The organism is Ruminococcus flavefaciens 007c (genome assembly GCF_000571935.1).
In the GTDB taxonomy this organism is placed as follows: domain Bacteria; phylum Bacillota; class Clostridia; order Oscillospirales; family Ruminococcaceae; genus Ruminococcus; species Ruminococcus flavefaciens_F.
Genome location: NZ_ATAX01000008.1, coordinates 121,451 through 134,681, shown reverse-complemented (window position 1 = coordinate 134,681; position 13,231 = coordinate 121,451). Strand labels below are relative to the sequence as shown.

9 protein-coding genes are annotated in these 13,231 nt (G+C 51.2%); 3 read left to right on the top strand and 6 right to left on the bottom strand.

The features are described 5' to 3' along the window. Positions 1–103: 103 nt before the first annotated feature. The 6 genes from RF007C_RS02395 to pheS all read right to left on the bottom strand — a co-directional run bounded on the left by RF007C_RS02395 (position 104) and on the right by pheS (position 9,513). Complete coding sequence (locus tag RF007C_RS02395) at positions 104–3,394, bottom strand: AAA family ATPase (protein WP_037296908.1); 3,291 nt, start codon at positions 3,392–3,394, stop codon at positions 104–106. Beyond that, on the bottom strand, positions 3,391–4,527 hold the full coding sequence (locus RF007C_RS02390) for an exonuclease SbcCD subunit D (RefSeq protein ID WP_037296906.1): 1,137 nt from the start codon (positions 4,525–4,527) through the stop codon (positions 3,391–3,393). The genes RF007C_RS02395 and RF007C_RS02390 overlap by 4 nt, the downstream gene beginning before the upstream one ends. 11 nt (positions 4,528–4,538) lie before the next feature. Then, on the bottom strand, positions 4,539–5,147 hold the full coding sequence (locus RF007C_RS02385) for a M15 family metallopeptidase (RefSeq protein ID WP_037296903.1): 609 nt from the start codon (positions 5,145–5,147) through the stop codon (positions 4,539–4,541). After that, complete coding sequence (gene pheT / locus RF007C_RS02380) at positions 5,147–7,603, bottom strand: phenylalanine--tRNA ligase subunit beta (RefSeq protein ID WP_037296900.1); 2,457 nt, start codon at positions 7,601–7,603, stop codon at positions 5,147–5,149. The genes RF007C_RS02385 and pheT overlap by 1 nt, the downstream gene beginning before the upstream one ends. Positions 7,604–7,717: 114 nt before the next feature. Then, complete coding sequence (locus RF007C_RS02375; RefSeq protein ID WP_019679245.1) at positions 7,718–8,287, bottom strand: hypothetical protein; 570 nt, start codon at positions 8,285–8,287, stop codon at positions 7,718–7,720. 197 nt (positions 8,288–8,484) lie between these two features. Continuing rightward, positions 8,485–9,513: a phenylalanine--tRNA ligase subunit alpha gene (gene pheS, locus RF007C_RS02370; RefSeq protein WP_019679246.1), complete on the bottom strand. Its 1,029-nt coding sequence runs from the start codon at positions 9,511–9,513 to the stop codon at positions 8,485–8,487. Between the two features lie 518 nt (positions 9,514–10,031). On the opposite strand from pheS, the gene RF007C_RS02365 reads away from it, so the two are divergent. From RF007C_RS02365 to RF007C_RS02355, 3 genes are all read left to right on the top strand, one after another. Then, complete coding sequence (locus RF007C_RS02365) at positions 10,032–10,553, top strand: hypothetical protein (protein WP_019679247.1); 522 nt, start codon at positions 10,032–10,034, stop codon at positions 10,551–10,553. A 171-nt stretch (positions 10,554–10,724) separates the two neighbouring features. Further along, positions 10,725–12,431: an NAD(P)H-hydrate dehydratase gene (locus RF007C_RS02360; RefSeq protein ID WP_037296897.1), complete on the top strand. Its 1,707-nt coding sequence runs from the start codon at positions 10,725–10,727 to the stop codon at positions 12,429–12,431. A 55-nt stretch (positions 12,432–12,486) separates the two neighbouring features. Continuing rightward, positions 12,487–13,107 (top strand): hypothetical protein, encoded by a 621-nt coding sequence (locus RF007C_RS02355; RefSeq protein WP_037296895.1) that lies wholly within the window; start codon positions 12,487–12,489, stop codon positions 13,105–13,107. Positions 13,108–13,231: the final 124 nt, after the last annotated feature.

The following is a 13,231-nucleotide window of genomic DNA, read 5'->3' as shown; positions in this document are numbered from 1 at the left end:
TCCGATTATGTGGTCGGCAAATGCGGATTTTGCGCGTGTGAAGGGGACATGGTTTAGACAAAATGCACAAAGCAAAAATCAGCAGCTTATGCCTGTTCGTGACTCAGACTATCAACTCTGCGCAGCTGCCGCCGTTTTTGTCCTTGCGGACCACTATCTGCTTGTCGATACGTTGTTTAAGTGCCTGTACATGGGAGATTATGCCTACAAGGCGGTTGCCCTCGGAGAGCCCCGAAAGGGCGCGCATTGCCTGCTCTATAGAGTTTTCGTCCAGAGAGCCGAAGCCCTCGTCCACGAACATGGTATCAAGGCGTATACCTCCCGAGGAGCACTGTATCTCATCGGAAAGTCCCAGAGCAAGGGACAGGGAGGCCTTGAAGGATTCTCCTCCCGACAGTGTTTTTACGCTTCTCACGGAGCCGTTGAAATGGTCTATGACGTCAAGCTCCAGACCTACCTGAGACTGCTTGTTGTCATATTCTTTGCGGCGTATAAGCGTATACTGACCGTCGGACATGACCTTCAGACGCTCGTTTGCTCGAGAGATTATCCTGTCGAAGTAATTGGTCTGTATATAGGTCTCAAGCATGAATTTGCTCTGGTCGCTGAGTTTCCCGTTGGCTGTGTCGGAGAGATTTTTCAGCCATTTATAGCGGCCTTCAAGCTGTATGAGCTCATCGGAGCCGCTGTTAATATTCTTTAAAGCCGAGCAGTTTACGGCTGTGCGTGTGTGGAGCTCCCTGATACGCGCGAGAACATGGGCTTTTCTTTCATTGAGTCTGTCCCTTTCGGCAGTTTCCGTGTCAAGGTCAATGTCACCGAAGGCGCTGATTCGCTCAGTGAGCTGTTTGAGGCTGCCTGCCAGTTCTGCGGCGGTCTTTTCTGCGCTCCTGAGAGCGTTTTCCGAAGCCTCCGCTGCGGATCTTATCTCTGTGCTTTCTTTGCGGAGAGAGGATATACCGAGACGTGCCTGTTCGCCGTTTGGGAAGGTGAGTCTTGCTTTCAACTCCGCAAGGCTGTTTTCAAGTCCGCCGATACGTTCCTTCCGAGCCGCCTGTGCAGCAGTGAGTTCGGAAGCTTCGTTGCTGAGCTCCGACAGCCTGCTTTCGGTGGCGGGTATAAGCTTTTCCACATCTGCCCTGCGCTGGGCTCTGGCCTTTTCCTCTGCAAGCTGTGCGGCATTGTCGGAAAGGTGTGCATTTACGTTTAGATGCTCGGTCACGGTTTTTTCCCTGACCTCCTCCACGGGGCATGAGCCTATGAGCTTGGCAGCCTCTTTTTCAGCGGTGCTGCGAAGCTGTTCCGCAGTGCCTGCGGCCGAGCCGTGAGCAGTTCTGAGCTCGCCCAGTGACTTGTCGGTCTCGGCTATGGCAGCCATTATGCCTGTGAGCTGCTTTTCAGCCGAGACTATTTCCTTTGCGAGCCTGTCATGTTCGGCTTTGAGTTCGCCTGTCCTTGCCAGCTTTTTGCCCAGCTCGTCGTGCTGAACTGCACAGCCTTCCAGCTCCTGTGAGCAAAGCTCCGCGGAAACGTCTTCTCTGCCGAGAAGCTCCTGCATTTTCTGCTTTACGTTTTTTTCCTGTTCCGTGTATGCGGCTTTCAGGGCAGCTGCCTCTGCGCTGAGGTCTTCGGCCCTGCTTCTCGCCTCTGCAAGCTGTTCCTTCAGCTCATTCAGCTCCGATTCCGTGGGAGCTCCCACGGTTTTCTGAGCAGGCTCGGGATGGGTCTCGGAGCCGCACACGGGGCATTTCCTTCCGTCCTCCAGTTTTTCTGCCAGAACGCCCGCAAGGTCTGAGAGAAAGGCGGTGTAGCCTCTGTCGTAGGCTCTGCTGAGCTCAGAGGCCTCCTTTGCGGACTCCAGATAGCGTTGAGCGGCAGCTTTATATGCGGTATTACGGTCTTCAAGCTCACAGGTCTCAATGTTGAGCTTTTTCAGATCTTCAATACGTTTTTCCAGCTTTTCCAGTGCGCTGAGGAGCTTTTCTGCTTCCGCACCCGCTCCCTCGAGCTCGGCATGGCGGGCTCTGAGACCTGCCAGCTTTTCTTTGAGAGCTTCCGAGCTGTCCATCAGCTCCTGATGCTCGTGCTGCTTGTCCTTGAGGGCGTGAGCAGCTTTGCTCAGGCTTTTCAGACTGTTTTCATACTCGTTCAGCTGCTCCGAGAGTCTTTCCAGCTCATCAGCACGCCTCTGCAGCTTCTCACGCTCCGCGCTGAGCAGAGTTATTTTCTCGCCTGTGCTGCCAAGCTCCGAAAGCTCTGCCCTGAGTGCCTCCAGCTGTTTTGCGGAAGCGGTCTGTTCTGCGGCAGCTGCGGAGAGCCTTTCCGAAAGCTCGGACAGGGCAGACCTTTCACGGGCTATATTGCCTTCATAGACGCTGAGCTTTTCGTATTCGGGCATTTCGGCCTCAATGCGTGCTGTTTCGGCAGCTATTTCGTCAAGCCGCGGCTGTCTGGACTTATGGGCTTTAAGCTCCTCTTCCAGAAGCTTTATGCGGTGTTGGGCTTCTGTGAGCTGTTCTGAGGCTTTTTCCCTTTCCGAAGCGGCTTTTTCCTTTTCTTCGGCCATAGTGATACGTGAAGCCGCCTCGGAGAGCTTCTTTTCGAGCTCCTCGTTTTCACGGATAAATACCTCGGAACGCGCCTTGTCGCGGTTTATGAGCTTCTCCATTATCTCGTTTATGTACTCCACGGGAGGCATTTCTGCCTTTATACGGTCTATATCCGCAGCAAATTCGTCGTCCTCGCCGCAGATTATGCCTCCTGCGTACTGCCGCAGACCTTCGCGGCGGCTGATGCATTCGTTTTTCAGCTCCGCGGCGTCGTTTTTGAGAGCCTCCTGCAATCGCTGGTAGTTGGCGGTCCTGAAGATATGCCGCAGTATTTCACGTCTTCCTGCGGTGTTCTCGGTTATGAGTTTCATAAAATCGCCCTGGGCTATCATTACTATCTGTTTGAACTGCTTGTCGGAAAGGCCTGTTATCTCGTAAACAGCGGCGTCAACGTCCCTTTTTCCCGAGAGCTCCCTGTCGTCGGGATAGGTGAAAAAGGCGTTGGCGGCTTCCTGTGTTTCTCCTCCTCCGCGCTTTGCGGGACGGGGATATGAGGGATTGCGGCGGACTTTATAGCGCTTTCCCGCATATTCAAAGGTCAGCTCAACATAGGTGGGAGTTTCAAGGGCAGAATACTTTGAGCGCAGCATATTGTCGTTGTCACGGTTCTGACCGCTGGCAGTACCGTACAGAGCATAGGTTATGGCGTCGAATATAGTTGTCTTGCCAGCTCCTGTATCGCCTGTAATGAGATAAAGACCGCTGCCGCCCAGAGCCTCAAGGTCCAGGACCGTATGTCCCGAGTAGGGGCCGAAGCCGGATATTTCAAGCTTTAATGGTCTCATGCTTCTTCCTCCCATATCTTTTCTATAAGAGAGCGGATGTATTCATGCTGCTGAGGAGACATCTCCGTGCTGTTTGCCGCGGCATAGAACTCCTCAAACAGTTCAAGGGGCTGTTTGCTGTCGGCTTCCGCAGTCTCAAGGCTGTCGTGAACGCTCCTTGTACGGCGGTTATCGTATTCGAGGCTCATCACATTGGGGTAGACAGTTCTGAGTCTGCCCATGGCCTCGGGTATCTCCTCCTCATCGGTGAGGATCACATGGATATAGTCGTCTGTGCTTCCCTGTCCGCTGACTTCCTTTGAGATGACATGGTCAAAGCTGCCGCGCAGCACTCTCATGTCACGTTTCGGACTGAGGGGGACGGTGCGCAGGGAAAGGCTGCCCTTTTCCCGTATCTCAGCTACAGTGACGGACTTCTCCTGAGATGCTTCGGAGAAGGAATACTTCAGGGGAGTTCCGCAGTATCTTATACGTTCACTGCCTACGTTCTGGGGGCTGTGGATATGGCCGAGAGCTACATAGTCGAAGCCGTCGAAGGCGAAGCTGTCCACATTGTCAAGGCCGCCTACGGAGACTTCTTCGGAGTCGCTTTTCACGGCTCCCGTAACGAACTGATGAGCGATGATGATATTCCGTTTTGAAAAATCGGCGTTCATAGCGTCAACAGCGGTGTTCACCGCGTCTGTGTAGGAGTTTATCTCAGCCTCGGGGAAGAATCTCCTTACGGTAACGGGCTTCACAAAAGGCAGCATATACACGCAGAATTCACCGTATTCGTCGTTAAGCACCGCGGGAGCTATGCTGCCGCTGTAAACAGGAGACATATGTATGCCGCTCTTTTCCATTATATGTGAGCCGAAGGCTATTCTTTCGGCGGAATCGTGATTTCCGCTGATAACGAAAACGTGTCCTGTCCTCTCCGATATTTTTGTAAGGAAGGTATCGAACATCTTTACGGCCTCCGCAGAGGGAACTGCCTTGTCGTACACATCGCCTGCGATTATGACAATATCGGGCTTTTCGTCGGAGATTATGCTGTATATCTCGCGCAGAACGAACTCCTGATCCTCCATAAGCGAGAATTCGCTTAGTCTTTTGCCGAGGTGAAGATCGGATAAATGGATGAGCTTCATGACCTGCCTCCTTACCTGACGATAATATCGTATTCCTCGTTGTCGGAATAGTGCCACCATTCGTTGAAATAGCCGGTGAAACCGAATTTTTCCATGAGCTTTTCCAGCATAAGAGCGTTTTCCCTTGCATTTTCTGGGATATTGGTATAGCTCCTGTCTGCACGGGAGGAAAAGTCATCAAATTCCGAGGGCATCTCCACGGGAGTTCCGTCAGCCCCGGTGAGACTTATATCCACGGTATTTCCTCTTGCATGAGCGGTTATCTCCCTGCGGGGATCGGCTACGAAGGTGGGATCGGGACATACCTCCCACAGCCTGAACTGCGCTTCCATAGGGCGGTAGGCGTCCCAGACCACTATGCGGAGCCCCATAGCGTCCAGCTCCTGCTGAACCTTTATGAGCTTCTTTACTGTGCCGAAGCACAGCAGTGCTTCACTGCTGCTGTATATCCTTTTTCCCGTAAAATTATTTTCCGTGGCGTATCTCAGGTCTATGACCGCCTGAGGGATATAGTCTGAAATACGCACAAGCTGCCCGTCGGGAACAGGCAGCTTTGTGTTATCATTCTTGGTATTATACATATTTTTCAGTTTTGTATCGTTTGCGGCAGCTTGGGGCATCAGCCTCTGAGCTCTGCGCCGATGGCATTGAGAGCCTTCAGTACGCGCTTCATGGCACCGTCAGCCTGCTCGTCAGTGAGAGTGCCTTCATGTGAGCGCATAGAGATAGAGTAAGCTATACTCTTCTTGCCGTTCTTCTTCATATCTTCGCTGCGGTATACGTCGAAGAGAGTAACCTTCTCCAGTATCTTTCCCACAGCGCCCTTTATAGCCTTTTCAAGGTCTGCAACAGGTGTATCCTCATCAACAAGGAGACTGAGGTCACGGGTAGTAGCGGGGAACTTCGGCAGGGGCTGATAGGTTATCTTATCTGCGGCAGCTGCCATGAGCTCGGGGATATTGAGCTTTGCAACATAGGTCTTTACGCCTATCTCGTAGGTCTCCTGCACCTCGGGGTGAACCTCGCCCATGATGCCGAGGTGAGCGCCGTCCTTGAGGATAACTGCGCTTCTGCCGGGGTGGAGAGCGTACTTCTCGTCGAATACCTCGCAGTCGCCTGCGCGTACATACTCAACGTCCTCTATCTTCAGCTCTGCAAGGAGCTGCTCCACCATGCCCTTTAGGGTATAGAAGTCAGCGTCGCCGCCGTACGTACCGATAGTGAGTCTCTGGGGTTCGTCGGGGAGAGAGTAGTTGTACTTATGCTTCTGTTTGCCGCTGTTTGCAAGTGTATCACCGTTGATGAAGGGCTTTTCTTCCTCAGCGGGGAGGTACTCTTTGGAGATCTCAAAGAGACAAGCCTTTTCGTTGCGGTTGTTGTAATTGAATGAAAGAACGTCCAGCATTGAAGGGATAGTGGAAGTTCTCATAACACTGGTGTCCTCGCCCAGAGGATTGACTATCCTTACTACCTTGCGGAGCTTGCTGTCCTGAGGAAGACGTATCTTGTCGAAGTACTTGGGAGATACGAAGGAGTAAGTAGCTATCTCGTAGCCGCCGAGAGATACTACTGCATTTCTCAGTGTGCGTGCGAACTTCTGCTCCTCTGTGAACTCTGCTCTTGCAACGCCGCGGAAGTCTGTTGAGGGGATATTGTTATAGCCGTAGATACGTGCAACTTCCTCTGCGATATCAGCCTTGCAGCCGATGTCTATACGGAATGAAGGAGCGATGACCTTGCCGTTCTCCACCTTGAATTCAAGGCGTTCGAGGTACTTTATCATATCAGCCTCGGAGATGTCAGTACCGAGGAAATTGTTTATCCACTCTGCGCTGAACTCAACTGCAGCAGGAGTCTTGTCTGTATAATCGCGGTCTATAACTGTGTTGAGAACTTCGCCTGCGCCAAGCTCCTCCACCAGCTCAAATGCTCTCTTCAGACAGGTCATGGAGATAAGTCTGTCAACGCCCTTTTCGTAGCGTGAGGAAGCGTCGGATTTGAGTTTAAGAGCCTTTGAAGTGCGTCTAACCTGTGTGGGCTCGAAGTATGCTGACTCGAATACAACAGTTGTGGTATCGTCCATGATGCCGCTGTACTCACCGCCCATGATGCCGGCAACGGCAACGGGCTTCTTCTCGTCTGCGATGACCAGCATATCCTCTGTGAGCTCACGCTCAACTCCATCGAGAGTCATTATCTTTTCGCCGTTCTTTGCGTTGCGGACATTGATATGAGCTCCCTCAACGTAGCGGAGATCGAAAGCGTGCATAGGCTGACCGTATTCCAGCATAACATAGTTTGTTATATCAACGAAGTTATTGATAGGACGGACGCCGCTTGCACGGAGCCTCTCTCTCATCCAGCGGGGTGAGGGGCCTATTTTTACGTTCTTTACGATACCTGCGCAGTATCTCTGGCACTTTTCTGTGTTGAGGATATCCACCTTCAGCATGGAGTTGATATCGCCGTCCACGCCCTTGAACTCGGGAGCCTTTACATTAAGCTCCGTGCCGTAGGTAGCGGCAGTCTCTCTTGCGAGACCGATAACGCTGAGGCAGTCGGGGCGGTTAGAGGTTATCTCGAACTCAACAGAGGTATCGTCCAGACCGATGGCTGTGTGGATATCCTCGCCGAGCTTGCAGTCCTCTTCGATAACGAATACGCCTTCGGGATCCGCATAGGGGAAATCATGTGCTGTAAGGCCGAGAGTATCCAGTCCGCAGAACATACCGAAGCTCTCAACTCCGCGCATCTTGCACTTCTTGATCTTGCCTTCGGGGAGAACAGCTCCGTCAAGAGCAACGGGAACGAGGTCGCCTTCCTTGACGTTCTTGGCGTTTGTAACGATCTGTATGGGAGCTTCCCCGCCGATGTCCACCTGACATACGAAGAGCGCATCGGCATTTTCGTGAGGTCCCTTTGAGAGTATCTTACCAACTACAACGTTGGAGATATTGCTGCCCTCTTTTTCATAGCATTCAACCTTTGAACCGCTCATTGTGAGAGCATGGCAGAAATCTTTTATCGGCATATCGGCTTTAACATAATCGCCGAGCCATTTCATAGATAAATTCATATCTTTTTTCCTTTCGTCTTAATTGATGACGGCATCAGATGACAGCGCCGGGATCGCCGGACCATTTCACGGACAGATCCTTATCGCAGATCATTTCCGGACGGATATGTATTATCAGTCAATGTCGTCATTGCCTGTTATGCGCGTATAGGCGCTGAGTATCCTTTTATAAGCTATCTTGCGGTCGATAGAGTCACTGAAGGCCATTTCGTCCTTCCTCGGCATTTTCGGAACGCGGTTGAGCTTAATTTTAAGGTAATAATCCTTATTGCTTCCATCGCTGCTGTGGTCGGACTTTCTTAGCTTTTTCAGGTCCTTGATCCTGTAAGCCTTCAGCGACTGGAAATTGATAATGGTATCTTCAGTTATAAAGAGCTTTGAGGTCTCGGCAAACTGACCGAGAGGCTCGCTGTTTTCAATTATGCTGCTCATTTCTTCCTCTGAATCGACGCCTATCCTGCTCCACATACTGCGTATCCTGGAATTATAGGTGCATATCTCCACGATACAGCCTGCGATGAGGATAATGCCCGCGAGAACGCATAGCAGCTTCTTGTTGAAGGCGAGATCGGCTGCGATGAATGCGGCCAGACAGCCGCCTGTGAACAATACCACCACTAGAGCGATGATGATATAGAAAGCAGTGTGCTTACGTCTTAATTTTTTTACAAGTTCTTTATACATAGCTTTTTACCCTGTCAGATAATGTTTTCGGTGCCGCAGGAGCGTATTTACTCACGGAGAGTATATGATTGCGCCGCCGCGGCTGCTTATACTGCTGAAATGCATACGGGTTTTGCGGTGGAGCTTGTGATGCTTCCGCACTCAGAAGAGCTCCTTGTGCTGCGGAAGCTTTTATATTTATTGAAAAACGCTGACTATCAGAACTGCTCCAGGAATCTGACGTCGTTCTCGTAGAGGAGTCTGAGGTCGTTGATGTCATAGCGCCCCATAACCATACGTTCAAGACCGAGGCCGAATGCGAAGCCCGAGTACTCGTTGCTGTCGATGCCGCAGTTCTCGAGGACCTTGGGGTGTACCATGCCTGCGCCGAGGAGCTCGATATAGCCCTCGTCCTTACACATTGAGCAGCCCTTTCCGCCGCAGTTGAAGCAGCTTATATCAACCTCACAGCTGGGCTCGGTGAAGGGGAAGTGGTGAGGACGGAAGCGGAGCTTGCAGTCGTTGCCGTAGAGCTTCTTCATGAGCATTTCGAGAGTGCCCTTGAGGTCGCTCATAGTGATTCCCTTGTCAACTACCAGTCCCTCTATCTGGTGGAAGAGGGGAGAGTGAGTAGCATCAACGGCGTCTGAACGGAAAACTCGTCCGGGAGAGATTATGCGGATAGGGGGCTTCTGGTTCTCCATAACGTGTACCTGTACAGAGGAGGTCTGTGTACGGAGGAGAACGGTCTCATTTGTGCCCTCGATATAGAAAGTATCCTGGGTATCTCTTGCAGGATGATCGGGTGGCAGGTTAAGAGCCTCGAAAACGTGGTAATCGTCGTCGATCTCGGGACCATCTGCGATATTGAAGCCCATGCCTATGAATATTTCTCTGATCTCATTCTCGACCTTTGTGAGGGGGTGGAGCTTGCCGAAGGGAGCACGCTTGCCGGGGAGAGTGATGTCGATCTTTTCCTCAGCCAGCTTTGCAGCCTGTGCGTTTGCCTTCAGTGAAGCGAGCTTGCTTCCGAGGGCTTCTTCGATGTCTGCTCTTACCTTGTTGGCGAGCTGACCGATAACAGGTCTTTCCTCTGCCGAGAGCTTACCCATCTGCTTGAGTATGGCAGTGAGCTCACCTTTTTTTCCGAGGAATTTTATCCTCAGGTCATCCAGCGCCTTGATCTCAGTGCAGGATTCCAGCTCCTGCTTGGCCAGCGCTTCGATTTTTTCAAGCTGTTCTTTCATTGTTTCACCTCAAAAAATTTGTTTTGCTGCATGGAAACGATGCCCGTGCAGATAGTTCATGTGTCGTGACTAAATAAAAAAGTCCTGTCCAACAGGACAAGACTTGAAGCTTGCTTTTATACCACCCATTGTCAGGAGAGCCGACACTCTCTTGTCTTTAACGCAGACCTACGTTGCAGTCTACACGGGCTCTGCCGGTTAATATCAGCCGCACCCTTTCAACTGTACCCCTCGTGAGTGAACTTCGGACTGCATTATGACGGAGCGCTCGCACCATTGCGCCCTTCTCTGAAGACATGATCGCAGACTTACTCTCTCAGTCATCGGGTTATACACTTATTATATACGCAGGAAATAAAAAAATCAAGCGTTTTTGCAAAAAATTTCCCGCGGGGAGAAAACTGTTGTGAAATAATACGACAGAATTGAAAAAATTGAATTGATTTGTTGCAATCTGACGGAAAATGTGGTATGATATAATTATCTGTAAGATCAAAAAAAGAAACGGAGAAAAAATAATGGATAATTTTGCTGAACAGCTTGTAAAAAAGAACGAGACATCAGCCGATAAAACAAGAAGGATACTTATGATAACGGTGGGCATATTGTTCACCATTGCCATTGTCCTGTTGGCAATTCTCCAGCTGGGACGCCCCCTGGTGGCGCTGCTGGGTTTTGCGCTGGCAGTTGCGTCGGGCTACGGCACATACCATATCGTGCAGAACACCTATGTGGAGTATGAGTACGCCTTCACCAACGGTGATCTGGACGTTGACAAGATCATCGCAAAGAAGAAGCGCAAGGAAATGGTATCGGCAAATATCAGACAGCTCACGGACTTCGGAAAGTATTCCGACGGCATGGAGGAGACTGAGGATATGACTGTGATATTTGCTACGGACAATATAGCGGAGCACGAATACTACGCTGATTTCACGGACGAGAGCTACGGAAGCACAAGGCTCGTTTTCGCCCCGGATGAGCGTATGCTGGAGAATATACAGAAGTTCCTTCCCGCCAAGCTGAGGCACAGATCCTGACCGTGCAGGCCGGGGCGCACTTTGACGGAAAAACCAACATATATCACATCGGGACGCTCGGGGGAGTGTCCTGTTTTATGACGTTTTCAGCAATACGGACGGATATTATCCGCCTCTAAAATAATGATTATGATCGGTCATTGTATCCTGATCCCATAAGGAGGTATGTATATGAAGATAGTCACACCAAAGCAGATGTGCAGACTTGAGGAGCAGTCGGAAAAGCTGGGAGTCTCCAAAAGACAGCTGATGAAGAATGCAGGCAGGAAGCTTGCGGAGCTCATAGACAGCTATTGCCGGAATGAAGCGAAGCTCATACCCGAGGAATGTTCGGTGGTATTCCTTGCAGGTACGGGCAATAACGGCGGAGACTGCTATGCAGCGGCGGATATACTGCTGTATAAGGGCTATAAGCTTACGATAATACACATCGGCGGTCTGCCGAAGACTCCCCTTGCGCAGGAGATGCTGAGCATACTCCCCCGTGAACGCATAACCTTCATAGAGGGCTTCCGCAGCGGAAATGTGGAGGCTGCCATAGAGGCTGCCGAGCTTGACTATATGACTATACAGCCAAGGAGCGCAGAGACCTCCGACGACAGCAGAGAGCATAATCCCCTGGATGATCTGCTCATTGCAGAGAAGAAGCGCATGGGACTCATCAAGGGCGCAGTGGTAGGCGCACAGGTCATAGTTGACGGTGTTTTCGGCACCGGCTTCCACGGGGAGCTGGACAAGGACACTATGGGGATATTCGGTATAGGCTCGGGAGCTTACCGCATAGCTGTGGATATACCCAGCGGCGGTGACAGTGCTTCGGGCAGCATATCCGCAGGCATATTCAAAGCCGACGAGACCATGACCTTCGGATTCATAAAGACAGGTATGTCGCAGTTTCCACTGAAGAAATACTGCGGCAGGATAACTGTTGCCGATATAGGTATACCTCAGGAAGCCCTGAAGATACTGGGCGGCGAACGTCAGTATCACCGTATAGAGCGCAATTTCCTTGCCTTTTACCCGCCCAAGCGCGAGCGTGACGCTCATAAGGGCGAATTCGGCAAGGTGCTTGTGATAGCGGGAAGCTCCTCTATGCGCGGAGCAGCTGCCTTTGCGACTCTCGGAGCGCTCCGCAGCGGTGCGGGACTGGTGCGTCTGGCTTCCGTTGAAAAGTGCATAGATACAGCGTCTGTACTTACTCCCGAGGCGACCTTCATAGAGCTGGACAGCGACGATTACGGATATATGCTCTATGACAGCAGCCGCGAGCCTCTTGCTGAGGCCATGGACAAGGCCGACGCCATAGTAATAGGCTGCGGCATGGGAGTTACTCCAGATACTGTTGAGCTTACGAAATATGTGACTTCAACGGCAAAATGTCCCGTTATTATAGACGCGGATGGAATAAACTGCATAGTGCAGGACATAGATATTTTAACGAAGAAGAATTCGGACATCATCATCACTCCCCATATGGGCGAGATGGCAAGGCTGCTGCGGTGTGATGTGCCAATGATAGCCGATAAGAGGTTCATTGTTGCCGAGAGGTACGCGGCTCAGTACGGCATAACAGTGGTACTGAAGGGCGCAGGCACCATCGTTGCCGACAGCAACAGAGTTGCGGTCAACCATACAGGCAACGCAGGCATGAGCGTGGGAGGCAGCGGAGACATTCTTGCGGGAATTATAGGAGCTGCCGTTGCACAGGACTGCGGCGTCTTTGACGGAGTATGCGCGGGAGTATATATGCACGGCCTTGCAGGGGACGCAGCTGCCGCACGTCTGGGCATGGAGGCCATGCTGCCCAGGGATATAATCAGCAGTCTGCCCGAAGCCTTCAGTCTTTTAAAGGAAAAGAAGAATAATATGACCGTATGATATGCGGAAGGATGTAAAAAATCAATCTTTCATTACTGTGATCGGAGCTGGTATTATGAAAAGGATTTTTACATTCGTTATTACAATTGCGGCAGTCATCTGTCTTACCGCCTGTACCGTTCCTGCGGGAGGCGGCAGCGGCTGTCGGAAAAACGGGCTGGGAGACGCATTTTCGGCAGATGTCAGCATAACTATGGACAGACTTGAAGCTGCGGGAGCGCTGAAGCGCTTCGGCGAGGGAGTCTGGGAGATAGAATTCTCCGAGCCCAACACTCTCAGCGGAGTAAAGCTGGAATTCAGTGAGGGGAACGTCCTTGCCTCCTACAAGGGGCTGAGCTTTTCCGTGCCTCAGTCCGCCGTACCCGTCAAGGCTATGATGCTGGGACTTATAAAAGCAGTCGAAGATAATGCAAAGCTTGATGAGCTGAAGGGCGAGGAAAAGGACGGGAACCTCGTTGTCAGCGGCAGCCTCGAAAACGGCGGCTATAAGCTCATTGTAGATAAGGACGGCTGTCTCAGCGGCTTTGATATGCCGAATCATAAGCTTACCATGAGATTTACCGGGATAAAGACTGCGGAAATAACAGCAGAGCCGATGACAGTTCAGACTTCCGCAGAGAATACAACAACTGTCGCATCAGATGTGACAGCTGTTACAACAGTATCGCAACAGTAAAAAGGGATCCGCAGGTCTTGCCTGCGGATCCTGTTTCTTATGGGGATATTCAGGTTCTCCTCTTTTATTTCTGCCATGAAAACGCACTTTGTATATCTGAACAAAAAGCCTTGTTATATATATA